Raw genomic sequence first — 25,444 nt, 5'->3', positions numbered from 1 at the left:
TTTATTTGTATTCTGTATATTGACTTCAATCATACGCATTAAAGTGAATGGATCTTTTTCACTACGGACATGTTTTAATGCTGAGAGATTTAATACATAATCATATTGTCCATCCGCTTTGATAAATGTATCATATTCAATAGAGCCAATATCAAGAGCGAACGTTTGAAAGTCACCGTCAATATATCCGAATGAACTCCGTAAATCACGAACCAATTCAACCATATTGTTTTCGCTAATATCAACAACATGAATTTTTTTCGGATTTCTTTTGAAAATTTCTTTTGTTACAGCCTGCCCAATAGAACCGGCACCACCAAGAACTAAAAATCGTGATGATGAGACTATTTTTTTTAATTCGGTTTCATTAGCTGACACATCATCTATAAATAATTCTTTAGTACGCCCGATCAGTTGCAGAATATTATCCATTATTAAATCCAGTCACTAGTTAATATATTTGATTTTCAATAATCATCATATGCATAGAAAATCAGTCTACTTATTCATTGCTGCTAAATAACTTCGCAAAATAATAGATCACTTGGAAGGAACTCAGCCCGGATTACAGGGCAAGATCACGAATATTTTTTGAATGAATGACGATCAGCAATTAAATAGCTTCGCACATTGATGCTTCACTTCCCACCATGCGAGGCCAGTACTGGCGGGGGGGCATTATCAACAAGTGTAGCGCTATTATGCAAAGCTATTTAACCGTTACTTGCATGATTAATCTTCAAACAGAAGCGTCACCAGAACAATTTAGATTGTGGGTTGCACATATCGAGCAAAAAAAAATCACCCATGCGGACGCCCTGTGAGTGCGTGCCTCTACTAGGCTTTTCTGCTTCTCAATTTGAGATGTGTCTCTGTCAATTGGAGCGCGGTGATGTGGGGTAAAAGAGGCCTGTATCGCTACCGCTAACTTACCTTGATTGCCCTTAACTGCCAATAAATCATCGCCACCTTTGCTCATAATAGCCTTGGCAATCTTGGTCTGGCAGGCCATCGCATCAATCGTCACGATGATCTTGCACAGTCATTCATAATGCATCACTTATTTTAACCACCAATATAAAAGCCCATGGAAATGAAAATTCCACAGGCCTTATTATATTATTTCTCAGACTTATAGTCATAGGTATAATAATTATAATTACCATACCCATAATAACTCGCCGCTCGTTTAACAATCGCGTTAAGGATCACACCTTTAATTTCCGCACCATTCTGTTCGAAACGACGAATACTGACTTCAATCTCTTTCAGCGTATTCATCTCAAAACGTGCAACAAGGAGCGAGGTACCTGCATGGCGGCTAATAATAGCAGCATCTGTTACAGCCAGAATTGGTGGCGTATCTAACAGCACCAGATCATAATGCTCACCTGCCCACTTAATGAACTCCGCAAAATGGCTGTGCATCAACAATTCTGAAGGATTCGGTGGTACCTGCCCACGGGGAATAAATTCCATATTTTCTACAGCGGTTTTTCGCACGCTTTTTATCACATCGCACTGCCCAGATAAAATGTCTGACAGGCCATTGGTTCCATCAGTACCCATCAACTCATGGGCATAGCCTTTGCGCATGTCACAGTCAACAATCAATACACGCTGCCCAGACTGCGCAATCACCGCCCCGAGGTTTGCGCTGACGAAGGTTTTACCAATAGCTGGGCTAGCACCAGATATCATCAGCACATTATTTTTTGCTTCCATCATAGCAAAATGCAGGCTAGTACGCAGGCTTCTAATCGCTTCAATCGCCAGGTCTGCCGGGTTCCCTACAGCCAATAGGTCTGTTGCTCGTGTATTACCTTTCTTACTCTTCTTACCCAGTAAAGCCCGGTCTTTCTTTTGCTGCCATTCAGAAAGCGGCACGCTGGCATACACGTTTATTCCCAACTCTTCCAGCTGTTCTGGGCTTTCAATCCCTTTGTGTAATAGCGTTTTCAACACCACAAAAGCCGTCGATGCCATTCCACCCAAAAACATAGCTAGAAGTACAATTAGTGGCTTTTTCGGTTTTACTGGCTTCGGCTGAATCACCGCATTGTCAACAATTCGGACGTTACCCACCGTACTGGCTTTGTTAATGCTAAGCTCCTGCTGTTTGTTCAGCAGTTGCATATACACTTCCTGTCCTGCATGCACATCCCGTGTTAAGCGCAAAATCTCCTGCTGGGTCTTCGGCATTGCGCCTACGCGTTTGTTGAGCTTATCTCGTTCCTGTTCCAGCGTTTTGCGTTTTTCCATTAAGGCACGGTAGGCGGGGTGTTCGCGGGTATACAGTTTCGAAATTTCAGCTTCCTTAAAGGTCAGTTCATTCAACTGCGCTTCAACCGCTACGGTGGTATCCAGTACCGCTTTCGCCTCTAAGGAAAGATCGACGGATTCATTCTCTTGCCGAAACTGATTAAGCTTATTTTCTGCCTCATTGAGTGAGCTGCGTACATTAGGAAGTTGCTCTTTCAGGAATTCCAGGCTCTTGCCTGCTTCTTCCGATTTACGCTCTACGTTTTGTTGCAGATAGTTCTGGCTAATGCTGCTTAATATCTTTGTAGTAAGTGCCGGATCGTCACCTTCCAGACTAAGCGCCAATACCCCTGTGTCTTTGCCTTTATCCACGACCGCGAAATTATCCAGCAAACTATTAATCGCCGTTAATTGATTCAGCTTTTGAATACGAAAAACAGTACCCGGCTCAGCAGCAATATCACTGACCAGTAACGTGATACCATTATGATTTTCTACTTGTCCAGCCGTACCCGTGAATTTCACTGCGTCACCCGCTTCCACGGCATATTGCTGATTGGGTAACACTTCAAGTGACAATACCTCATCCTGCCAGGATGCAGGTACATCAAGGCGGGACACGGCTATTTTTCCTGGTTCATTGCCCGCTAACCGCGCAATATCTTTACCCACCAAAGGGAAATATTTTTGCTGAACGCTAATATCCAGCGCCAAATCGTTCACCGTTTTGCCAATCACCATACGGGATTTGATCAGTTCAATCTCCGCAGCTGATTGTGGCTTGGCATCCGGCAACATGCTGGAAATATCATTTAATAGCGAATTACTGGAACTTTGCTCCACTTGAATCAGCGCATCGGCTTTGTAAACTGGCGTAGCTAACATGGCATACATAATGCCGAGTACGGTAAACACCGCAGTTACACCAATAATCAACCAGCGGTTATCCAGCAATGTCCCTAATAAACGCCCTAAATCGATCTAATCTGAATGGGTTTCAGATACTTTTACTGAAGTTTTCTCTGTCATCGGATTCTCTGACGATTAACGATTTAACGCCTGCACCCATTTTTGCGCAGACTGCTCAAGTTGTGAGTAAACGAATTCAAATGCTTCTCGGCTCTTACGATAGGGGTCGGTAATTTCCTGCTGATTTAGCCAGTGGCCAAATAGCATGGTTTTACCTCGCACCTCCGGTGCGACGCGGCTTACTCCGTCAATGTGGCCTTTCTCCATCACCAGAATCAGGTCGTACTGGCGGCATAAGGTTGACGTTAGCTGCTGTGCCTCATGCCCTTCGAGAGAAAGATTATGATGATTTGCTACTTCGGTTGCCATTGTATCAGCAGGCTTTCCTACCAAGGCACCTAATCCAGCAGAAGCGATTCTTTTCGTCGGCAAAGCTTGTTTCAACAGCCGTTCTCCAGTTGGGGAACGGCAAATATTACCCACACACACCACCAAAATTGAATCAAACATAATGATCTCTACGGCCAGTTACGAATACGCAACGTCCCTTCGGTTAATTCGTTAAAACCGGAAATCGTCGGTACAAGCTGGCTGATAACGCGGTTCCAGCGAACGAGAGGCGCGGTGGTGACATACACAATGTCATACGGCTGAAGTTGGAACTCCGTGCCCATCACCATCGCAGTGGCATCTTTGGCATTAAGCTGGTAGATGTCAGCTAGTTTCGGGCCTTGCGTCCCCCGCAGCGAGCGGATCACAAAAATCCCCGTGGCATCAGAAAAGGTTTGATCCATCCCCTCAGCATTACCTAACGCTTCGGTCAACGTCATGCCACTGCGATCCATTTTAAGCGTGCTTTGTTTTTTGACTTCTCCCATCACAAACACTTTTAGATCGTCATTACGGGGAATGTAGAGGATATCGCCAGGATAGAGGAGGTGATTTTGTGAAAGGTCGCCGTTTTGCATCAGCGCTTGAAGGGAGAGGCGCTGTTCCTTCCCATTGTGAGTCAACACAATATTACGCCAGTCGGCATTTTCCGTCAGGCCACCCGCTCGATTAATCGCATCCAGCACTGTTAGTGGCACGTTGGTAATCGGTTGCTGCCCCGATGTTGCCACTTCACCCGTTACATACGCTTTCTGTGAACGGAAAGCCGCAATGCTCACATCCACCTGCGGTGACTCGATGTATTGTGCTAAGCGCCCCATGATCTGATCGCGCACTTCAGTGACCGTTTTGCCTGCAACGCTAACCTTGCCGATGTAAGGATAAAAAATCGTACCATCGGAATGTACCCAGTTACCCGTATCTGCCGCAGTGCGGTATGTCCCTGCTGGTGTTGTTAATTCAGGGTGATCCCACACGGTCACCATAATGACATCACCAATACCGATACGGTATTCGTAACCCTGCAATTCTTTCTCCAGAGCAGGGTTCGTCTGTGCTATCAGCGGTTTAGGGCGCATTTTTTCGACTAAATAAGGCGTTAACGGGTAAACATTGACCAGTTTGTCGATATTAAAATCCGCATCTTGCTGTTCGACCACATTTTTACCGCTAGTAGAAAGGTGGGAACCAGGAACCAGAGTACAACCACTGAGTAGCGCTACCGACACCATCAAGGGCATCAATTTTCGTTTGTGCTTTATCATCCTGTCTATGCCATCGCTCTTGATTGAATATTGCGCAAATCCCTACAAAATAGCCCATCATTATAGAGAATAAATTATTAGACGAACCCATGGTCTACGGTACAAAACACTAGCAATTTACCGTTTTAACGGCGTAGTGCCCGTTTTATCAACGCTCGTTACACTAGCGTGTGGATTTCGAGTTGCTCTACGAAACCATGTCAACACACGCCATATACGACTGATCATCCAGAAATAACCGCAGAAAGCCATGAGGAATACACTAAACATAATAGACTCAGCGACACCAATACGCTCACCTAAAATACCGATAGCGGAAAATAGCATCGCCGCAAGAAGAATAACGACCAACGCCTGATGTGGCGTCAGGCCTGCACGCATTAAGATATGGTGCAAATGTTCTCGATCTGGCTTAAACGGACTATCGCCACGCCGAATACGGCGAACCATAATTGTTACCATATCCATGAGCGGAACAGCGATAAGCCAGAGCGCGGTGACTGGATGAATCACCGCATTTTCTCCCTGCGTCGCCAGCATCAGTAACCATATCACCGTAAAACCGATCAGCGTACTGCCGGCGTCACCCATGAATACCTTAAATTTCCGCCCCCACAATATACCTAAATTAAGGAGGATATAAGGCAACGTTGCAGCCAACAGGCACACGCTCCATAGCGCTAATTCATGATGACCACCAAGGTAGAACACGATAGCAAGCGCGCCAAACGTCACGCAGGATAGTGCCCCCAGCAAACCATCAATGCCATCAACCATATTGAAGGCATTGATGGCTCCCCATACCGCAAATAATGTCACCGTATAGCCAAAGATACCGAGGAAAAGTTCATACCCGAAGAGAACGCGTCCCAATGTCTCCAGGTACAACCCTGCATACATCATTAACCCAGCTACAGTCGCTTGTAACCCCACGCGAGGTAACACAGGAAGATCAAAACGATCGTCCAGCACACCAACCACCAGAAGCGCGGTGGCACAAATCATATACAGAGAGAAATCAGGTAACCACTCTGGTTGCAATACATACAAGACCCATAGAGATAGATAAATAGATACGCCACCAACAAGGGGAATATGCCCCTGATGCTTTTTACGTACATTCGGTTTATCGACTAAACCAACACGAATTGCCGCTTTTCTTGCTAAGAAAAGTGCGGCAAAAGCGCTTAGAAAGATCACTATGAATTCTTGCATTTTTTACACCATCATTAACCGTTGTATGTTTATGCGTCAGGCACGCTACCGCCCTTGGCTTGTAGCTACCAACGCACTATCAAAGTACGGCCCCTGTCCTGTGGTTTAAATTTTAAAGCGTTAAGTTACATATTTGTTATGATTTTTATTGTACAGATAGAGTATACCGTCAACCGGATACCCTTGTGACAACAGATACATTAGGCAAACCATATCCTCAATGTGAAAAGGTCTGACTTAGCCCAAAGAACTAACATAGTATTGACCACTCAAGTGGGAGCACAAGAACAAGATGTTTAGGGCGGGGTTTTTAGGAATAAGACTATGAACATCCATTGTGGCACAACCTCCATAAGTATAAAAAACCGACTAAAAGAATAAACTCAGCTTGTTTCAGTCATAAAAATGGCTGCTCAAGATGTAAAACCACATGATTGTGTGGAGATTAGCAGCAGCGCAGTATTCTATGCTCGGATACATGGCATGATCAAATGTTACGACCTGTATCCCCGCTATACAGCATAAAATTTTGTTTAAGGTCGATAATGGGATTTTTTTAACATTAGCCAACCTTAATCTGACATTCTGCATATAAAAAACGGACAAAAATACGTCATAATTTCTGCGCACAGCACCGCATACTGAAGAATATCCTCGCAAATTCTGGTTCATCTGTGCACGCCCTGATACGCTATCAAGGTTATCTTCATTTAAAGGTGAAAAAATAGCTATGGAGTGGATCGCTGATCCAACAATATGGGCCGGGTTGGCTACGCTGGTTGTCCTGGAACTGGTTCTGGGCATTGATAATCTTATCTTCATCGCCATTCTGGCTGAGAAACTCCCAAAAGAGCAACGCGATAAAGCAAGAGTCGTCGGTCTGTTACTTGCCCTGATTATGCGACTGGGCCTGCTGACGTCCATTTCCTGGCTGGTATCGTTGACTACCCCTCTCTTCACGTTCCTTGAGCACACATTCAGCGCTCGAGATGTCATCATGCTGGTTGGCGGATTATTTCTACTTTTTAAAGCCACTATGGAGCTCAATGAGCGACTAGAAGGAAAAGATGAGGAGCAGCAGGCTCAGCGTAAAGGTGCGCGTTTCTGGCCGGTAGTGGCGCAGATTGTGGTACTGGACGCCATATTCTCACTGGACTCCGTGATTACCGCCGTTGGCATGACCGATCACCTGCTGGTCATGATGTCCGCCGTGACCATTGCTATTTTCCTTATGCTGCTGGCCAGCAAGCCACTGACCCGCTTTGTCGCTGAACACCCGACCATCGTTATCCTATGCCTCAGCTTCCTACTGATGATTGGTTTCAGTCTGGTGGCGGACGCGTTTGGTTACCACATCCCCAAAGGCTATCTCTACGCTGCGATAGGTTTCTCGGTATTGATTGAGATGTTGAATCAGGTGTCCCTGTTTAACCGTCGACGCTTTCTTTCTTCTTCCGTTCCGCTACGCCAACGCACCGCCGAAGTAGTTTTGCGTATTTTACGCGGCAATCATGAAGAAGCCGAGCTAGACAATCAAACCTCGTCGATGATTGCAGATAACACTCGGGCAGGCAGGGAGGTGTTCAATATTCAGGAACGCCGAATGATAAAACGGGTATTGGGACTGGCTCAGCGGACCATTAGCAGTATTATGACGTCGCGGCATGATATCGAGTCAGTTGAGCTGGATATTACGCAGGATGTGCTCGCCAAGCTGTTAACAAGCAACCAGCATTCCCGACTCGTGGTCACCGACAGTAATACATCTGATGAACCACTGGGCATCATCAATGTTGCCGATTTACTCCAGCAGCAGCTAAATCGCGAACCATTCAACCTGCGCATTCTGATCCGTCAGCCGCTGGTTTTTCCTGAGCAACTCTCACTTTTACAAGCGCTGGAGCAGTTTAGAGAAGGAAGAACACATTTTGCGTTTGTCGTTGATGAGTTCGGTTCAATGGAAGGGATTGTCACATTAAGTGATGTGATGGAAACCATCGCGGGCAACTTACCGCGCGAAGGAGAAGATCGCGATGCTCGCCACAGCATCCAACAGAATGATGATGGCAGTTGGACCGTAAATGGCTATATTCCGCTGGAAGATCTGACGATGTATGTTCCGCTGACGCTGGACGAAAAGCGTGAATACTACACGTTGGCAGGGCTGCTGATGGAGCACGCGCAGCGAATTCCACAGGTGGGCGATACGCTATCAATCGATGGTTATCAGTTCACTATTTTGGCGGTAGAAAGCCACCGTATTGTGGAAGTTCGCATCACACCAAACGATGAACCACAGACTGATTTTGAAGTGTGATGAATGACTTATCTTCCCCCCTTTCCTGACTGGCTATAAATTGATGTTCGAGCAATTCTGTCAGACAATAAGATAATCGTAAAACCGGAGCTATTATATGTTCGACGAGATCGTTTCAACGCTGAAAAAACAGATTCCCGACATCAGGATGGTTTACCTTTTTGGCTCTCAGGCAACGGGCAACGCCAGAGCAGACAGCGATATTGATATCGCCATCATGGCGACGAGAACATTAGCTCCCGTTGAACGCTGGGAGTTATCTAATCAGTTAGCAAAAGCAATGGGACGTGATGTCGATCTTGTCGATTTATTGCAGGCCTCAACGGTATTAAAAATGGAGATCGTTCGTAACGGCAAGCTGCTTTATGATGCGGAAACCGCAGCGGGAGAATTTGAAATGACAACACTTTCAATGTACCAGCATCTGCAAAAAGAGCGTGCGGATATCATTCGTAGCTTTAATCAGGATCTAAAAGCATGACAGATATCTTGCTCAACAAAAGCAGCACCATACAAAGATGCCTACGTCGTATTCGTGAGGAATTCGATACTGAGGAAGGGTTTCGTCAAAACTTCACCAAGCAAGATTCCGTCATACTTAACATACAGCGTGCCTGCGAGGCCGCTATTGATATCGCTAATTACCTTATCCGTATCAAGAAACTAGGCATACCACAGAGCAGCCGGGATAGCTTCGCGCTTCTCTCCGCCAATCAGATAATTACCATTGATCTGTCTGACAATTTACAAAAAATGGTGGGATTAAGAAATATTGCCGTACATGACTATCAGGCACTTAACTTGGATATTGTCATTCACGTCATTTCCCATCGTTTAAGCGATTTTGAGCATTTTATCAAACAAATAGCCCGGTACAGCGACAGCCAGCACCTTTAGAGCACATAGCCTAAAGGTGCTGCTGTTTACCTAATTTCTGCTATCAGGCAGGCACCATAATTTCGGTAGCAACCACCACCACAATCAGCCCAACCAGAACCGGAACCGATGTGCGCTTCACCACCTCGAACGGAGAGATTTTCGCCATCCCGGCAACGGCAACCACTACGCCGGATACCGGGGAAATCGTACGACCCAAATTGGAAGCCTGAAGCATCGGAATGGCCAGGTAGGCAGGGTTGATGCCCATTTGCGACGCCAGCTTAGGAATCAACTCAACAAACGCATAAAACGGCGCATTGCCCGAACCGGTCGTCATCGCAGCCAGCATCGTGATTACCACCAACACCAGCATAATCACCAGCCCGCCGCTGCCAAATGACTGAGCAAGGCCAATCAGTCCGCTGATAAAGCCGATCGTGCCAAGCCCCTGAGCAAATACCCCAGCCGCAACCAGCAGAATTACGACGCTAGAGAAGGCATCAGCCATGCCACGATAGGCCACATCCAGCCCATCAAACACGTTTTTCGCATTGAACGAGCGAACAAACTCCAGCATCGCCGCCAGCACCATACAGATAACCAACACGGTAATAATATGAAGCTCCGGCCCCCATTTACCATCAAATATCAGTACACCCACGATCGGCGTAAACGGCAGAATGGCGTAAAAACGCGGCGCATTGGTCGTAATTTCACTCACATCCAGAATTTCATGGCTAATGTTCGCTTTGTTGTCCAGATAGCGCTGCCAGAAGAAATGCGCGACAGCCATACACACAATAGCAATGATGGAAATGGGTAGCGTGGCCTTAAAGGCAAAATCCACTAATTTCATCTGCGATGCCTGCGCGGCAAGCACCACGTCGCCCGATGTCGGTGACAGGATCAACGCCACGGGAGAAGCACAGATTGCCGCCGCAGCGCCGCGGCTAATGCCGACGTTCACCATGACAGGAAACAGCGTTGCCATTAATAACACCCCCAGCCCAGTGGCCGATGACACCGCTAGCGACATCAGACAGGCGACAAAATAGGCCGCAATCATCAGCAAATAAGGCGAGTTGATCATTTTCAGCGGGCGAGAAACCAGCTTAACGACGACATCATTGGCACCGATATGCGTCATATAGGCGGCAAAACCACACAGCACCATAATCATCATGCCGAGATCGCCACCGCGGCTCATCAGCAAAATTTTTACGTATTCAACAATATCCGTTGCGCTCCAGCCCGTCGCTTTCGCACTAGCTGGCAATACGTTTTTCCCCAGCATGGCGCTGATTGCCAAGAGTAACAGACCCCCCACCAACAACACGCCAGTCGCGGAGTACCCTTTTATAATGTAACGACCCACCAGAATCGTTACAGCAACACCAATCAAAAGTTCGAGCATAGTGAGTTTCGATACCTGAGTAATAATTATCTGACAGAAATTCTCCGGCAGCGGAATATGGCACCGCACCGAAAACAGGGGGCGGAGTTTACTGCTTTAGAAAATAAAAAAAGAGAAAAATATTAATATCCAGCGTTAAAAAAGAGACATCGAACACAAAGTTTGTCTGGGGAAGTATGACAAATGAAAGGAAAGCATTGAGGATAAGCCGCCGATTTGCTGACGAAAATCAGCAAATCGGCCTGGAACACAGTATGTCTGGAAATTAAAGACGGTCGAGCAGTTGCTTCAGATCTTTGCCCTTCTGGTTTTGCTGATTTTGGCTGGCCCAATCATTCAGGCGTTTCTTCAGTTCATCCTGTAGGCGTTTACGCAGCAACTGATCTACCTGCAACTGGTAATTCAATTTATCCCACTCGCCATAGACGCGTAACGGAATTGCCGTATTTTTCAACACGCTGACCAGTTGCTCATCCCCTTGCCACCCTTGCGTAATAGAAACATTCACGTTGACGTCACACGTCTGAGCTGGCAAATCGAATTGGCCGACACCGCTTAGAGACAGCAGCTCTGATCGACCATTGAGATCGGTAAGGCGCAATTTACCTGCATTCAATTGTACTTTTCCGGTCAGTTGTTGCAGTTCGGTATAACGCTCGTAGCGCTCTTGCCCACGCACATTGCCGTTACTGCGCGCCACAGCCATCTGCACCATTTGCTGAATATTCAAACCCTGTAGACGAACATTATTAGCTTGCAGCGCCGCCGTTCCTTGCCACTGCTGGAGCAAAGCAGGCAGCGCAACGCTATTACCGCTGAATTGTCCCGTCATCGACAATTTTCCACTGATCGCCTCGGCAGGCAGCGCAAACGCAGACATCAGTTGAGACAGTTCAATATCCTTGAGATCGGGTCGTAGCGTGATATTGGTTGATGATTTCGTCACAACCTTACCGGGAAATGAGAAATGCCCACTGCCCAGTTCGCCACTTAAGGTCGAAATATCGAGTAACCCCGGCTGATTCTCTGCCCGTAATGTGAATTGGCGGACATCAAGGCCACGGTAAATCAGCGATGCAGCCTGTAGCGACAGACGTGCAGTGAATCGCTGTAAGCTATCTTCTGGCTTGGTCGCTTCAGCTTCATTTGAAATGACAGGGGCTAATGGCTTAATCGCTACTGTAGGCGCGTTATTTTCTTTTACCGCCGCAATCCCCAGCAGAGAATCCAGATCCAGCTTCTCAGACAACAAATCCAGCTCGTAATGGGGGATATCACCCAGCGTCACACTACCCGCCCCCGACAACTGACTGTTATTGGTATTGAGTACAAGCTGGCTAAACGTGATTTTTTCAGGCTGCTGCTGATAGCTTGCCTGAACACTTCCTGTCCCACTGATACCGTTTGTCGGTATTCCAACCCCCTGAAGCTGGTAATCCAGTTTGGTTATGTTGGCATTGATCTGCTGGGGGAAACGCAACAAATCGACATCTGCGGCGAGAGAGAGAGCGATATCGCGCTGATCGCGATTGATACGGCTCGATAATTCGATGTTAACTTGGCGGTCGCTGTTCTGCTCCATTGCAAGATTAATATCGCGAACATTAATCTGTTCGTTATTACTGCGTTGCAAAATTAACAGACTATCAGCGACTTTTATCTTATTAATATCCAGGCGCCAACGTCGCTCTTCAGATGGAGTCTGCGAACCCGCCGGAGCAATTGGCGCATTATTGGCCTGTCTGGCTTCACTTTCTGGCGTCAGGCGAATAATCGCCCCTTTCAACATCACCTGCTTGACCGCAAGCTTATGCGACAACAGCGGCCACAGCTGCACATCAAGGCGCATATTTTCAGCGCTGACAATTGGCGTACTGGAACCCGGCGCACTTAATGACATACCGCCAGATAAAATACTCAGTTGCGGCCACACGTGCCAGCGCAGATCGCCATCAAGTTGCAGACGATAGCCGCTACGTTCCTCAACCTGCTTCACCATGTAAGCACGGAAGTCATTGGGATTAACCAGTACGACCAAGGCCGTCATTCCTGCCACCAGCACCACAAGCAGAATTGCCAGCGTCGTCAGAAATCTTCTCATGCCATCCTCATTGCGAAACGCGCGACTGCCTGATTTTTATATTACAGACCTATCGCCAGACGCTCAGTCTTTATCGATCCGGCTCGCTACCGCACCCTGCTGATCTTTATACTTGGCATCCTGACGGCGGTTGTACGGGCGAGCCGCCGGCCCGGAAAGGGGTTCAAAACTCAGAGCGCCAATCATCATGCCGGGGCGTAACGCCAGCGGCAACTTACCTGAATTATAGAACTCCAGCACAATTCTTCCTTGCCAACCGGGATCAATACGGTGTGCAGTGACGTGAACCATCAATCCCAGGCGGGCTAACGAAGAACGACCATCCAGCCAGCCAACCAAATTATCCGGCAGCGTAACGGATTCAAACGTCACTGCCAGGGCTAATTCTCCTGGATGCAAGAAGAATGCCTCACCTTCTGGCAAATTGATTTCATCACTCATGACGCGATCGAGTGCCGCACTGACTTCATCTTTCGGACCGCTTAAGTCAATGAAAGCCGCAGTGTGTCCGCGGAAGACGCGAAACTGATTTCCCAAACGAACATCAACGGTCGCACCACTGATCCTCTCAGTTGGCGGACGGGGCGTAATCACCAGTCGGCCATCATCCAGCCAGGCTTCAATGTCACGGTCACACAGTCTCATCTTATTCTCCATTCGACACGGGTATATCGGGATAAACCTCATACATACCCGTCATAACGTCACGTTGCGGCGCATTAGCTGTGCAGCGTGAATTAGTTAAGGTATCCACTATTCAAAGAACTGGCTTATCTTGGCTTTCAAGATATCAATCGCAATACGGTTTTTCCCGCCACGCGGTACGATAATATCGGCATACTGCTTGGATGGCTCAATGAATTGCAGGAACATCGGGCGTACGGTCTTTTGGTATTGTTCCATCACCGAGTCCATTGAACGGCCCCGTTCATTCACGTCGCGGCGCATGCGGCGCAGTAGGCAGATATCCAGCGGCGTATCGACAAAGATAGAGAAATTCATCTCATCGCGCAGACGCGCATCCGTCAGTAGCAAAATTCCTTCCAGGATAATGACCTTTTTCAGCTCAATATGCACCGTTTCCTGTTTACGGGTGTGCTCGACATAGCTGTACTGCGGGACTTCAATGGCCTGACCCGCTTTCAGCATTTGCAGATGTTTAATCAGCAGACTGTGATCCATCGAACTCGGGTGGTCATAATTGGTTTTTACCCGCTCTTCCATGGTCAGGTGGCTTTGATCTTTATAATAGCTGTCTTCAGATATCACCCCGATATGCTGATCACCAACCTGATCGCGCAATTCACGATACAAGGTGCTGGAAATAAGACTTTTACCCGAAGCTGATGCTCCAGAGATCCCGATGATGACGCACTGGTGAGACTGATCAGTCATGGTATTAACGACCTGATTAACATAAATAAAAGAGAGGGGAATGCGCCAACGGGCGCTTTGACGCGGCAATTATAGGGAGTTACCCCCTTTCACGCCACCCTTTCCGCGTATTGCGCACTAGGGAAACCGCATGCTGGCGCAGGTCAAACCGGGACAGAGCCCGGCTTTTTACTCACTGGCGGAAGCGTTACAGCGCCCGGAAAGAAATTTCGCCGGGAATCGTGTCACCCTGCCAGTAGAGCTGGGCGGCAACCTGCCCCGCCAGTTCGCGATACAGAGAGGTGAATTCACTGTCCGGCTGGCTGACCACCGTCGGTTCACCACGATCGAGGTCTTCGCGCAGGGAGATATGCAGTGGAAGCTGACCTAACAGGGAACAGTGGTATTTTTCCGCCAACTTCTGTGCACCGCCTGTACCGAAGATAGGCTCGAGATGACCACAGTTGCTACAGATATGAACGCTCATGTTCTCAACGATACCCAGCACCGGCACGCTGACTTTTTCAAACATCGCGATGCCCTTCATGGCATCCATCAGCGCGATATCCTGTGGCGTCGTCACGACGACCGCACCCGTGACAGGAATACTCTGCGCCAGCGTCAGTTGAATATCACCCGTACCCGGCGGCATATCTAACACCAGATAGTCCAAATCCGGCCAAAGCGTATCTTGCAGCAGCTGCAATAATGCTTTGCTCGCCATCGGCCCGCGCCACACCATCGCGTTATCATCCGTCACCAAGTAACCAATCGAGTTGGTTGCCAGGCCGTGCGCGATAATCGGTGCCATGTGTTGACCATCAGGCGAAGTGGGACGTTCACTGGCCGAACCCAGCATGGTAGGGATCGAAGGTCCATAAATATCGGCATCCAGAATGCCCACATTGGCACCTTCAGCCGCCAATGCCAGCGCCATGTTGACCGCCGTGCTGGATTTACCCACCCCGCCTTTCCCAGAACTGACGGCAATGATGTTTTTTACACCCTTCACGCCAGCCTGATCGTTAACTCGGCGAAGCGTAGCGATATCGTGCGTTAAGCGCCATTCAACCGCTTTTGCGCCTGATAAACGTAATAACTCATCGCTAACCGTTTCTTTTAATACTGCCAAACCACTGAGCCAGACAAACGGCATCGTCAGTTCGAGGTGCAACACATTATCCAGCAATGCACAATGACGTAGTGCATTCAGTGTCGTCAGATTATTTTTCAGTGTCGGGTGCTGAAAAGTAGATAAAACCCCGGTGACCATCGCACGCAATGCTTCAGGACGTTGTTCGGGGACTGTAGCGTTCATTCCGGCTCCTTGAAATTCTCATATTTGACCGTTGAGACCCTGTATAGCATACCAGAGCGAGGGAAGCCTGACGCCCTTCGGCATCAAAAACGTGGAAACGCTACGCAAAATAGAATCTGCCATGTGGTTTCCTGCGGTTTTTACTCACGCCAGCGGTTTACGCAGTAAGGCGCTATCGGTTAACATCGATCTCCCTCTATTCACAAAAGAAAGCAAGTTCCTCATGACTCAAGTCGCAAAGAAAATTCTGGTAACGTGCGCGCTGCCTTACGCTAATGGTTCGATTCACCTCGGTCATATGCTTGAACACGTTCAGGCCGATATCTGGGTTCGTTACCAGCGAATGCGCGGCAACCAGGTTCACTTTATCTGTGCGGACGACGCCCACGGCACGCCAATCATGCTGAAAGCCCAGCAAATGGGGATTGCGCCAGAGCAGATGATTGCGGCGATGAGTCAGGAGCATCAGCAGGACTTTGCCGGCTTCAATATCAGCTATGACAACTACCACTCTACGCATAGCGAAGAGAACCGTGAGTTGTCAGGGCTGATTTATCGTCGTCTGAAAGACAACGGCTTTATTAAAAACCGCACGATTTCTCAGTTGTACGATCCAGAGAAAGGGATGTTCCTGCCGGATCGTTTCGTCAAAGGCACCTGCCCGAAATGTAAGGCAGCCGACCAATATGGCGATAACTGTGAAGTGTGTGGCGCAACCTACAGCCCAACAGAGCTGATCGAACCCAAATCCGCAGTTTCTGGTGCGACACCGGAGATGCGTGAATCAGAACACTTCTTCTTCGATCTGCCCGCTTTCAGCGACATGCTGCAAGCCTGGACACGTTCTGGCGCATTGCAAGAGCAGGTTGCCAACAAAATGCAAGAATGGTTCGATTCGGGCCTGCAACAGTGGGACATTACCCGCGATGCGCCGTATTTCGGTTTTGAAATCCCTGATGCACCGGGAAAATATTTTTACGTCTGGCTGGATGCGCCAATCGGCTACATGGGTTCGTTCAAGAACCTGTGCGACAAGCGTGGCGATCTGAATTTCGATGATTTCTGGAAGAAAGACTCCGACGCGGATTTGTACCATTTCATCGGTAAAGACATCGTTTATTTCCATAGCCTGTTCTGGCCGGCTATGTTGGAAGGCAGCGGTTTCCGTAAACCGACGAACCTGTTTGTGCATGGCTACGTCACGGTCAACGGCGCCAAGATGTCTAAATCACGCGGCACCTTCATCAAGGCGGGTACGTACCTGCAACATTTGGATGCCGATTGCCTGCGCTATTATTACGCAGCAAAATTGTCTTCTCGCATTGATGACATCGACCTCAATCTGGAAGATTTCGTTCAGCGCGTGAATGCGGACATCGTGAACAAAGTCGTGAATCTGGCATCACGTAATGCCGGTTTCATCAACAAACGCTTTGACGGCAAGCTGGCCGACAAGCTGGCCGACGCCGAGCTGTACAAAACCTTCACCGACGCCGCTGCCAGTATTGCGGAAGCCTATAGCAGCCGTGAATCTGGGCGGGCTATTCGTGAGATCATGGCACTGGCGGATATCGCCAACCGCTATGTTGACGAACAAGCACCGTGGGTGGTGGCAAAAGCGGAAGGTCGGGATGCCGATCTGCAAGCCATTTGTTCAATGGGCATTAACCTGTTCCGTGTATTGATGACATACCTGAAGCCAGTTCTGCCTGCGTTAGCACAGCGTACCGAAGCGTTTTTGAACACGGAACTGAGCTGGGATGCGATCGCCACCCCGCTGCTGAACCATCAGGTCAATCCATTTAAAGCACTGTTTAACCGCATCGATCTGGATAAAGTCAGCGCCATGGTTGATGCGTCTAAAGAAGACATGGTCACCGCGCAGAAAACCGTGTCTGGTCCGTTAGCAGATAATCCGGTGCAGGATACTATTAACTTTGACGATTTTGCTAAAGTCGATATGCGTATCGCACTGATTAAGCAGGCCGAACTGGTTGAGGGTTCTGACAAGCTATTACGTCTGACGTTGGATCTGGGCGGCGAAACGCGTCAGGTCTTCTCCGGAATTCGTGAGGCTTATCCCGATCCGGCTAAGCTGGAAGGGCGTTTAACTGTGATGGTCGCCAATCTGGCTCCGCGTAAAATGCGCTTCGGCATATCGGAAGGTATGGTGATGGCAGCCGGTCCCGGCGGGAAGGATATCTTCCTACTGAGTCCAGACAGCGGCGCTCAGCCTGGTATGCAGGTCAAATAATAACCACATCAAGCCGGATTCTTATCCGGCTTTTTTTTGCAACAATTCAACCACAAATACCCGTTTATCTCCCTCCAATTGCCTCGTTGCCTTGCATAGTTTGTAACCATGAAATAACAAATTCGTTATGCATTACAATATATAACGAATAAAAAATATACCTCTTTGTAGGTGTAATGGGCATTTAAATACTTAAATTTTGATTTTGCGCAAAGCCCACATTTTGTGTGTTGTTAAATTGCTCGCAACAAAAATGACACATAATTACACAGGGAAACTAATGCAACTCAATAGAAGAGGTTTCTTTAAAGTTTGCGCGGGAGGGATGGCTGGAACCACTCTCGCGGTATTGGGCTTTACACCCACAGAAGCAATGGCATCAGTGCGTCAATACAAATTGTTGCGGGCAAAAGAGACACGTAACAACTGCACATACTGCTCAGTCGGTTGCGGTGTGCTCATGTATAGCCTGGGCGATGGCGCAAAGAATGCAAAACCCTCCGTTTTTCACATTGAAGGCGATGCGGATCACCCAGTCAGCCGTGGCTCCCTTTGCCCGAAAGGTGCGGGCCTGGTCGACTACATCCATAGCGAAAATCGTCTGCTCTACCCTGAATACCGCGCGCCGGGTTCCGACAAATGGCAACGAATTAGCTGGGACGATGCGATTGAACGTATCGCACGTCTGATGAAAGCAGACCGAGACGCTAACTTCCAGCGCACCAACGCGAAAGGTGAAACCGTCAACCGTTGGCTGACTACCGGTATGCTGTGCTCTTCTGCCGCCAGCAACGAAACGGGTATTCTCGATCAGAAATTTGCCCGCGCGCTGGGCATGGTTGCCATCGACTGTCAGGCTCGTTTGTGTCACGGACCGACCGTTGCCGCGCTGGCACCGACATTTGGCCGTGGCGCAATGACCAACAACTGGGTTGATATCAAAAACGCCAACGTTATCATCGTTATGGGCGGAAACCCGGCAGAAGCACACCCGGTAGGTTTCAAATGGGCCGTTGAAGCGAAAACGCACAACAATGCGAAACTGATTGTTGTTGACCCACGCTTTAACCGCTCCGCTGCCGTTGCCGATCTTTATGCGCCGCTTCGCGCAGGTTCAGACGCAGCTTTCCTGCTCGGCATCGTTAACTACCTTATTACAAACAATAAAATTCATCGTGAATACGTGGTGTCTTACACCAACGCCAGTTTGATTGTGCGTGATGATTTCAGCTTCGATGAAGGGCTATTCAGCGGTTACGACGAACAAAAACGTCAATACGACAAATCCAGCTGGCAGTATGAACTTGATGAATCCGGTTTCGCCAAACGCGATAACACGTTGTCACACCCGCGCTGTGTCTGGAATTTGCTGAAAAAGCACGTTTCCCGCTATACGCTGGAAATGGTGACGTCTCTGTGCGGGACATCAGCCAAAGATTATGAAGAGATTTGCCGCACGCTGGCCGAAACCTGCGTACCAAATAAAACTGCAACCTTCATGTATGCGCTGGGCTGGACACACCATACTAACGGTGCACAAATCATCCGCACCGCAGGTATGATTCAGCTTCTGCTGGGGAATATTGGTATGGCGGGTGGTGGTATCAACGCCCTGCGCGGCCACTCTAATATTCAAGGGTATACCGACCTCGGGCTGCTAACGATAAATCTGCCGGGGTATATGCCACTGCCGTCAGAAAAACAGCCAGACCTGAATACCTATCTGAGCCAAATCACACCCACCGCCGTGTTGCCCGATCAGGTTAACTATTGGAAAAACACGCCAAAATTCTTTATCAGCATGATGAAGAGTTTCTACGGTGATAACGCACAGGCTTCGAATAACTGGGGTTATGACTGGTTACCGAAGTGGGATCGCAGCTACGACGTTATGGTGCAAACCGAGCTGATGGTAGAAGGCAAAATGAACGGCTACATCGTTCAGGGCTTTAACCCCGTTGCCGCGTTCTCCAACAAGAACAAAGCGACCGAAGCGCTCTCCAGACTCAAGTATATGGTCATCATCGATCCGCTGGTCACCGAAACCTCTACTTTCTGGCAGAACTATGGCGAATTCAACGACGTGGATACGAAGTCCATTCAGACTGAAGTCTTCCGTCTGCCTTCTTCCTGTTTTGCCGAAGAAAATGGATCTATCGCCAACTCGGGACGCTGGTTGCAATGGCACTGGGCGGCGGCTGAGCCACCAGGAGAAGCCCGCCATGACGGGAAAATCCTCGGTAAGTTGCTGATGCGCCTGCGTGAGCTGTATAGAGAAGAAGGTGGTGCTTATCCCGATCCAGTGATGAACATCAACTGGAACTATAAAGACCCGGAAGATCCAACGCCGGAAGAGATTGCCCGCGAAGCCAACGGGATGGCGTTAGCCGATGTTTACGACGACAGCGGAAAACTGATCCTGAAAAAAGGTCAGCAGCTCGCCGATTTCTCACAGTTGCGTGATGACGGCACCACATCCAGCTTCTGCTGGATCTACGCTGGTAGCTGGACAGAAGCCGGTAACCAAATGGATAAACGCGACAATGCCGACGCAGGTCTGGGCTGCACGCCGAACTGGTCATGGTGCTGGCCGCAAAACCGCCGCATCCTCTACAACCGCGCCTCCGCCGACCTGCAAGGGAAACCGTGGGACAGCAAGCGTAAATTGCTGGAATGGACCGGTCAGAAATGGCAAGGCATTGACGTGCCAGACTTTGCCGCGACCGTACCACCGGGTAAAGACACTGGGCCGTTCATCATGCTGCCGGAAGGTCTGGCGCGTCTGTTCTCTGTAGACAAACTGGTAGACGGGCCGTTCCCTGAGCACTACGAGCCGATCGAATCGCCCATCGGTACCAACCCGCTGCACCCGTCGGTGATTTCCAGCCCGGTCGCACGTTTGTTTGCCCGAGATGCAAAAACCATGGGCACCGCGAAGGACTTCCCTTACGTGGCGACGACGTATTCGATTACCGAATTGTTCCGTCACTGGACAAAACACGCACGTCTGAACGCCATTGTACAACCGGAGCAGTTTGTTGAGATCGGTGAAAATCTGGCGAAGAGCAAAGGCATTAAAGCGGGCGATGAAGTCAAAGTCTCCTGCCAGCGTGGCTACATCAAAGCCAAAGCGGTGGTCACCAAGCGTATCAAAACGCTGGAAATTGCCGGACGCAGCGTGGAAACCGTTGGTATTCCCTGCCACTGGGGCTATGAGGGAACCACACGTAAAGGGTTTCTGGCTAACACACTCACCCCGAGCGTCGGCGACGCTAATTCACAAACGCCTGAATACAAAGCGTTTTTGGTTAATGTAGAGAAGGTGTAAGGGTAGCCAACTATGTCAATGCAATCACAAGATATTATCAAACGTTCGGCCACCAACGGCTTTACACCGCCTCCGCATGTGCGTAATGACAAAAGCGAAGTGGCAAAACTGATCGATGTCACTACCTGTATCGGCTGCAAAGGCTGTCAGGTGGCTTGTTCAGAGTGGAACGACATTCGTGACGAGGTCGGCCATAACCTCGGGGTTTACGATAACCCAGCGGATCTGAGTGCCAAATCCTGGACGCTGATGCGCTTTTCCGAAGTGGAAGAGAACGATCGCCTGGAATGGCTGATCCGCAAAGATGGCTGTATGCACTGTAGCGATCCTGGCTGTCTGAAAGCCTGTCCTTCCGCCGGCGCAGTCATCCAGTACGCCAATGGTATCGTCGATTTTCAATCCGAAAATTGTATCGGCTGTGGCTATTGCATCGCCGGTTGCCCGTTCAATATTCCACGTCTGAATAAAGAAGATAACCGCGTCTACAAATGTACGCTGTGCGTCGACAGGGTCAGCGTTGGTCAAGAACCAGCCTGTGTGAAAACCTGTCCAACAGGCGCTATTCGTTTCGGTACGAAAGAAGAGATGAAGCATCTGGCGGAAGAGCGCATTGCCGACCTGAAAAGCCGCGGTTACGAGCACGCCGGCCTCTATGACCCACAGGGCGTAGGCGGTACGCATGTAATGTATGTTCTGCACCACGCAGACAGACCATCGCTTTATCACAATCTGCCGGATGACCCGCAGATTTCTACGCCGGTCAATCTGTGGAAAGGCATTCTGAAGCCGCTCTCTGCATTAGGCTTTGTCGCCACGTTCGCCGGGTTAATGTTCCACTACATCGGTGTGGGTCCGAACACAGAGGAAATGGAGCATGAACATGAGGGAGAAGACAAAGAAGGGGGAGACAAACATGAGTAAGCCACAAATGATTTTGCGTACCAAGTTTATCGATCGCATCTGTCACTGGATTGTGGTGATTAGCTTTTTTCTGGTCGCGCTTTCAGGTATAGCCTTGTTCTTCCCGACCCTACAGTGGCTGACACAGACGTTTGGTACGCCGCAGATGGGGCGTATCCTGCACCCATTTTTTGGCGTGCTGATCGTCATTTGTCTGATCCCGATGTTCTTCCGTTTTGTTAGCCATAACATTCCGAAGAAACGCGATCTGCCGTGGTTCCTCAATATTGTTGAGGTATTAAAAGGCAATGAGCATGAAGTCGCTCAGGTGGGTAAATACAATCCAGGTCAGAAAATGATGTTCTGGAGCATCATGGGGCTGACGCTGGTTCTGCTGATCACCGGGGTTATCATGTGGCGTCCTTATTTTGCCCACCTGTTCCCAATTGATGTCGTGCGCTATGCCATCCTGATTCACGCGGCTGCGGCCATCGTGTTGATCCATGCCATCCTGATCCACATGTACATGGCATTCTGGGTTAAAGGATCGATTAAAGGCATGATTGAAGGCAAAGTCTCCAAACGCTGGGCGAGTAAGCACCACCCGCGCTGGGCGCGTGAAATGGAAGAAAAAGAAACGAAGAAGTAATTCACTCGCTTTTCATCTAACCGCCTTCACAAAGTCCGTAGTGCGGTAGTAACGGATAGATCGTAAAGACGCTGCAAGTACGTCCATGTAAGCTCGGATTGCGCCATCCATGGCGCAAACGCTTTACTCTTCTATTCCGTTACTCCCGTTTTCGTTCGACAAATAGGTTTGTCAACGGCCTGAAATGCCCGCCTCGCGGGCATTTTTCTTTTCATCCGCAGTCAGTACAAATCGTTATAACTTAAATCCAAACGTCATAACTTACCCCTCTTTCTCGCCTATCGCTCAACGGCTATGATGCAGTATCATTTTTAAATAGACATCCAGACATAAAGACAGCTATAAAGTAGTGACGCAAACTACATAACAATACTGTCACCGACACGACATCAATTTATAAAACGCCATGGAGCTGATAATGAAGAAATTTACGCCCGCCCTGCTTGCATTGAGCTTACTGACAGCGTTACCGACACTGGCTAATCAGAACGCCACCATTGCACCTGTTCCGGCCGCCATCGCCAATCATAATGGTCCAGTGCGCATCGCCGTTATCCGCAATCTGGGATCGGATGACAACACCACACAGTTTGTTTCCGGCGTGCTCGAAGAAGGCAAAAAACTGGGCTTCAAGGTCAGCACCTTCCTGAGCAACGGCGACGATGCTCGTTTTCAGGATTTCGTGAATCAGGCGATTAGCCAGAAATATGATGGCATCATCCTGTCGCAGGGCCGCGATCCCTACTCTACCGATTTGATTAAGCGCATCGTCGACAGCGGCATTGCCGTTTCCGTATTTGATACCGCCGTGAACGGCGAGATTCCAGGCGTGACCGTTACGCAGCAGGATGACGCCTCACTGACTAACGAATCACTCGGCCAACTGGTGAAAGATTTCAACGGCAACGCCAACATCATCAAACTGTGGGTTGCCGGCTTCCCACCGATGGAACGCCGCCAGCTTGCTTATCAACAGATCCTGAAAGCCAACCCTGGCATCAAGGAACTGGAATCGATTGGTGCCGTGTCTTCTGATGTACAGGGCGACACGGCCAACAAAGTCGGCGCGGTACTGGCGAAATACCCGAAAGGCAAAATCGATGCGATCTGGGGCTCGTGGGATGCCTTCAGCCAAGGCGCTTATAAAGCCTTGAAAGAAAATGGCCGGACCGAAATCAAACTGTACAGCATCGACATCTCCAATCAGGATTTACAGCTGATGCGCGAAGCGAGCAGTCCGTGGAAAGTCAGTGTAGCCGTCGATCCTAAGCTGATCGGTAAAGTGAATCTGCGTCTGGTCGCCAACAAGATTGCCGGTGAAGCGACGCCTGCAACCTACGAGTTCCGTGCCGCGGCGATTCCACAGGCGCTATTAGCCAGCCAACCGGGTGCGGTCAACGTCGCTGGATTGGCGAAAATCATCCCAGGTTGGGGTCACACGGATGATTTTATCGCACCGTGGTTTGCTACACTGGAAGCCAAACAGGCGAAATAATACGGAGATAATTCATGGCATCGACTCCTCTGCCCACACCCGATTACAGCCGCAATATGCGGCTGATTGGACACAGCGATCAGGGCGGCAGACCCGATGGCGTGCAGGTGATGGTTCATCGCGGCTACGCTTACATTGGGCATATGGTTTCACAAGGTGTGTCGATTGTGGATGTGCGCGATGCCAAGAATCCCAAGCCGGCGGGGTTTATTGCTGCCCCGCCCGGCACCTGGAATATCCATCTGCAAACCCACGATGACCTGCTGCTTGTCGTCAATGCGCGCGATTTGTTTGCCGACGCCAGCTTCGCCGAGGAAAAGGTCTATTACACCCGCTCCGTCGCCGATACGGTCAGCACCAAGCAACAAGGAAAAAGCTGGAGTGCCGGATTACGGATTTTCGATATCTCTACGCCAGATAAACCCCGCGAAATCAGCTTCCTACCGTTGGATGGTATCGGCATTCACCGCATCTGGTACGTAGGCGGACGTTGGGCCTATGTCTCTGCGCTGCTCGATGGCTACAGCGACTACATCTTTCTAACTATCGATTTGGCCGATCCGCAGCGTCCAGAGGTTGCTGGCCGCTACTGGCTACCCGGCATGCATACCGCTGGCGGAGAAACCGCAAGCTGGCCGGAAGGCAAGCGTTACGCCCTGCACCACGCCATCATCAGCGGCGACACCGCTTATGGAAGCTGGCGCGATGGCGGATTGACGCTGCTGGACGTAAGCGATCGCACTAACCCACAGCTCATCAGTCACCGTAACTGGAGCCCACCGTTTGGCGGCGGCACACACACGGCGTTACCGCTGCCGGACCGAGATCTGTTGGTCGTATTGGATGAAGCGGTGTTGGATAATCAGGAAGATGGCGAAAAATTGATTTGGGTGTTCGATATTCGTGATCCGAGCAATCCAGTGAGCATTTCCACCTTTCCACAGCCGAAAGAGGCAGATTATGTGAAAAAAGGCGCGCACTTTGGCCCACATAACCTGCATGAAAACCGGCCTGGCAGCTTCATCAGTTCGTCACTGATTTTCGCCACGTACCAAAATGCGGGGGTACGTGCTTACGACATCAGTAATCCGTATCAACCAAAAGAAACGGGCGCACTGGTTCCTGCTGCGCCAGCCAGAATGGTCGATAAACGTCCCGGCAGACCGCAGATTATTCAGTCTTGCGATGTGTTCGTTGATGCCAACGGAATCATCTACAGCACGGACTACAACGCGGGTTTGTCGATTATCGAATACCGAGGTTAATCGAAAAAAAAAGCCCTGCGGATCAATGCGGGGCTTACTGTTGTGCTTA

19 protein-coding genes and 1 pseudogene are annotated in these 25,444 nt (G+C 49.3%); 9 read left to right on the top strand and 11 right to left on the bottom strand.

Annotation, left to right across the window (positions count from 1 at the left end; translation table 11 throughout):
• The 6 genes and pseudogenes from EDI29_RS02320 to wecA all read right to left on the bottom strand — a co-directional run.
• Positions 1 to 432 (bottom strand): polysaccharide biosynthesis protein (locus tag EDI29_RS02320; RefSeq protein ID WP_137739537.1); only part of this gene is annotated, 432 nt, incomplete at its 3' end.
• Positions 433 to 898: 466 nt separating this feature from the next.
• Positions 899 to 1,030: pseudogene (locus EDI29_RS22925) on the bottom strand (ISAs1 family transposase); the annotation flags it as partial.
• A gap of 89 nt (positions 1,031 to 1,119) precedes the next feature.
• Positions 1,120 to 3,243: a tyrosine-protein kinase Wzc gene (gene wzc, locus EDI29_RS02310; protein WP_241664880.1), complete on the bottom strand. Its 2,124-nt coding sequence runs from the start codon at positions 3,241 to 3,243 to the stop codon at positions 1,120 to 1,122.
• A 63-nt stretch (positions 3,244 to 3,306) separates the two neighbouring features.
• Positions 3,307 to 3,741 carry an arsenate reductase/protein-tyrosine-phosphatase family protein gene (locus EDI29_RS02305; protein ID WP_137739535.1) on the bottom strand — a complete coding sequence of 145 codons (435 nt, stop codon included), beginning with the start codon at positions 3,739 to 3,741 and terminating at the stop codon, positions 3,307 to 3,309.
• An 8-nt stretch (positions 3,742 to 3,749) separates the two neighbouring features.
• A complete protein-coding gene (locus tag EDI29_RS02300) occupies positions 3,750 to 4,886 on the bottom strand; it encodes a polysaccharide export protein (RefSeq protein WP_137739534.1) in 1,137 nt (378 codons plus the stop codon).
• Between the two features lie 117 nt (positions 4,887 to 5,003).
• Positions 5,004 to 6,101, bottom strand: a complete 1,098-nt coding sequence (wecA, locus tag EDI29_RS02295; RefSeq protein ID WP_137739533.1) for a UDP-N-acetylglucosamine--undecaprenyl-phosphate N-acetylglucosaminephosphotransferase — start codon at positions 6,099 to 6,101, stop codon at positions 5,004 to 5,006.
• Between the two features lie 730 nt (positions 6,102 to 6,831).
• Between wecA and EDI29_RS02290 the strand changes: the two genes are divergently transcribed.
• The 3 genes from EDI29_RS02290 to hepT all read left to right on the top strand — a co-directional run bounded on the left by EDI29_RS02290 (position 6,832) and on the right by hepT (position 9,315).
• Entirely contained in the window at positions 6,832 to 8,418 is a 1,587-nt protein-coding gene (locus tag EDI29_RS02290) for a TerC family protein (RefSeq protein ID WP_137739532.1), read from the top strand.
• A gap of 97 nt (positions 8,419 to 8,515) precedes the next feature.
• On the top strand, positions 8,516 to 8,899 hold the full coding sequence (mntA, locus tag EDI29_RS02285) for a type VII toxin-antitoxin system MntA family adenylyltransferase antitoxin (protein ID WP_137739531.1): 384 nt from the start codon (positions 8,516 to 8,518) through the stop codon (positions 8,897 to 8,899).
• The gene (gene hepT, locus EDI29_RS02280; protein ID WP_137739530.1) at positions 8,896 to 9,315 is read left to right on the top strand and encodes a type VII toxin-antitoxin system HepT family RNase toxin; all 420 of its coding nucleotides are present in this window, start codon (positions 8,896 to 8,898) and stop codon (positions 9,313 to 9,315) included. Before mntA ends, hepT begins: the two co-directional genes overlap by 4 nt.
• Before the next feature lie 43 nt (positions 9,316 to 9,358).
• Here the strand turns inward: hepT and dcuC are convergent, their stop codons facing one another.
• The 5 genes from dcuC to apbC all read right to left on the bottom strand — a co-directional run bounded on the left by dcuC (position 9,359) and on the right by apbC (position 15,504).
• Positions 9,359 to 10,711: an anaerobic C4-dicarboxylate transporter DcuC gene (gene dcuC / locus EDI29_RS02275; RefSeq protein WP_137739529.1), complete on the bottom strand. Its 1,353-nt coding sequence runs from the start codon at positions 10,709 to 10,711 to the stop codon at positions 9,359 to 9,361.
• Between the two features lie 265 nt (positions 10,712 to 10,976).
• Positions 10,977 to 12,812, bottom strand: coding sequence for an outer membrane assembly protein AsmA (gene asmA / locus EDI29_RS02270; RefSeq protein WP_137739528.1), 1,836 nt, complete (start codon positions 12,810 to 12,812; stop codon positions 10,977 to 10,979).
• A 63-nt stretch (positions 12,813 to 12,875) separates the two neighbouring features.
• A complete protein-coding gene (dcd, locus tag EDI29_RS02265; RefSeq protein WP_005974037.1) occupies positions 12,876 to 13,457 on the bottom strand; it encodes a dCTP deaminase in 582 nt (193 codons plus the stop codon).
• Positions 13,458 to 13,565: 108 nt separating this feature from the next.
• Entirely contained in the window at positions 13,566 to 14,207 is a 642-nt protein-coding gene (udk, locus tag EDI29_RS02260) for a uridine kinase (RefSeq protein ID WP_005974035.1), read from the bottom strand.
• 187 nt (positions 14,208 to 14,394) lie between these two features.
• Complete coding sequence (gene apbC, locus EDI29_RS02255; RefSeq protein ID WP_137739527.1) at positions 14,395 to 15,504, bottom strand: iron-sulfur cluster carrier protein ApbC; 1,110 nt, start codon at positions 15,502 to 15,504, stop codon at positions 14,395 to 14,397.
• Positions 15,505 to 15,727: 223 nt separating this feature from the next.
• Here apbC and metG point away from each other — a divergent pair, with 223 nt between their 5' ends.
• The 6 genes from metG to EDI29_RS02225 all read left to right on the top strand — a co-directional run bounded on the left by metG (position 15,728) and on the right by EDI29_RS02225 (position 25,395).
• On the top strand, positions 15,728 to 17,758 hold the full coding sequence (metG, locus tag EDI29_RS02250; RefSeq protein ID WP_137739526.1) for a methionine--tRNA ligase: 2,031 nt from the start codon (positions 15,728 to 15,730) through the stop codon (positions 17,756 to 17,758).
• A gap of 280 nt (positions 17,759 to 18,038) precedes the next feature.
• Positions 18,039 to 21,086, top strand: coding sequence for a formate dehydrogenase-N subunit alpha (gene fdnG / locus EDI29_RS02245; protein WP_137739525.1), 3,048 nt, complete (start codon positions 18,039 to 18,041; stop codon positions 21,084 to 21,086).
• Between the two features lie 12 nt (positions 21,087 to 21,098).
• Entirely contained in the window at positions 21,099 to 22,007 is a 909-nt protein-coding gene (fdxH, locus tag EDI29_RS02240) for a formate dehydrogenase subunit beta (RefSeq protein WP_014700652.1), read from the top strand.
• A complete protein-coding gene (gene fdnI, locus EDI29_RS02235) occupies positions 22,000 to 22,635 on the top strand; it encodes a formate dehydrogenase-N subunit gamma (protein ID WP_107169863.1) in 636 nt (211 codons plus the stop codon). The genes fdxH and fdnI overlap by 8 nt, the downstream gene beginning before the upstream one ends.
• Positions 22,636 to 23,053: 418 nt before the next feature.
• The gene (locus EDI29_RS02230; protein ID WP_137739524.1) at positions 23,054 to 24,130 is read left to right on the top strand and encodes a sugar ABC transporter substrate-binding protein; all 1,077 of its coding nucleotides are present in this window, start codon (positions 23,054 to 23,056) and stop codon (positions 24,128 to 24,130) included.
• Positions 24,131 to 24,144: 14 nt separating this feature from the next.
• The gene (locus tag EDI29_RS02225; RefSeq protein WP_137739523.1) at positions 24,145 to 25,395 is read left to right on the top strand and encodes an LVIVD repeat-containing protein; all 1,251 of its coding nucleotides are present in this window, start codon (positions 24,145 to 24,147) and stop codon (positions 25,393 to 25,395) included.
• Positions 25,396 to 25,444: the final 49 nt, after the last annotated feature.

Source organism: Pectobacterium polonicum (assembly GCF_005497185.1).
Taxonomy (GTDB): domain Bacteria; phylum Pseudomonadota; class Gammaproteobacteria; order Enterobacterales; family Enterobacteriaceae; genus Pectobacterium; species Pectobacterium polonicum.
This window is presented reverse-complemented; position numbering and strand designations above follow the sequence as displayed.

Coding starts and splice junctions, on each gene's coding strand:
- apbC (WP_137739527.1), bottom strand. CDS start 15,504: ATGAACGCTACAGTCCCCGAACAACGTCCTGAAGCATTGCGTGCGATG.
- dcuC (WP_137739529.1), bottom strand. CDS start 10,711: ATGCTCGAACTTTTGATTGGTGTTGCTGTAACGATTCTGGTGGGTCGT.
- fdnI (WP_107169863.1), top strand. CDS start 22,000: ATGAGTAAGCCACAAATGATTTTGCGTACCAAGTTTATCGATCGCATC.
- EDI29_RS02300 (WP_137739534.1), bottom strand. CDS start 4,886: ATGATAAAGCACAAACGAAAATTGATGCCCTTGATGGTGTCGGTAGCG.
- fdxH (WP_014700652.1), top strand. CDS start 21,099: ATGTCAATGCAATCACAAGATATTATCAAACGTTCGGCCACCAACGGC.
- udk (WP_005974035.1), bottom strand. CDS start 14,207: ATGACTGATCAGTCTCACCAGTGCGTCATCATCGGGATCTCTGGAGCA.
- mntA (WP_137739531.1), top strand. CDS start 8,516: ATGTTCGACGAGATCGTTTCAACGCTGAAAAAACAGATTCCCGACATC.
- EDI29_RS02230 (WP_137739524.1), top strand. CDS start 23,054: ATGAAGAAATTTACGCCCGCCCTGCTTGCATTGAGCTTACTGACAGCG.
- fdnG (WP_137739525.1), top strand. CDS start 18,039: ATGCAACTCAATAGAAGAGGTTTCTTTAAAGTTTGCGCGGGAGGGATG.
- EDI29_RS02290 (WP_137739532.1), top strand. CDS start 6,832: ATGGAGTGGATCGCTGATCCAACAATATGGGCCGGGTTGGCTACGCTG.
- EDI29_RS02305 (WP_137739535.1), bottom strand. CDS start 3,741: ATGTTTGATTCAATTTTGGTGGTGTGTGTGGGTAATATTTGCCGTTCC.
- metG (WP_137739526.1), top strand. CDS start 15,728: ATGACTCAAGTCGCAAAGAAAATTCTGGTAACGTGCGCGCTGCCTTAC.
- dcd (WP_005974037.1), bottom strand. CDS start 13,457: ATGAGACTGTGTGACCGTGACATTGAAGCCTGGCTGGATGATGGCCGA.
- hepT (WP_137739530.1), top strand. CDS start 8,896: ATGACAGATATCTTGCTCAACAAAAGCAGCACCATACAAAGATGCCTA.
- asmA (WP_137739528.1), bottom strand. CDS start 12,812: ATGAGAAGATTTCTGACGACGCTGGCAATTCTGCTTGTGGTGCTGGTG.
- wecA (WP_137739533.1), bottom strand. CDS start 6,101: ATGCAAGAATTCATAGTGATCTTTCTAAGCGCTTTTGCCGCACTTTTC.
- EDI29_RS02225 (WP_137739523.1), top strand. CDS start 24,145: ATGGCATCGACTCCTCTGCCCACACCCGATTACAGCCGCAATATGCGG.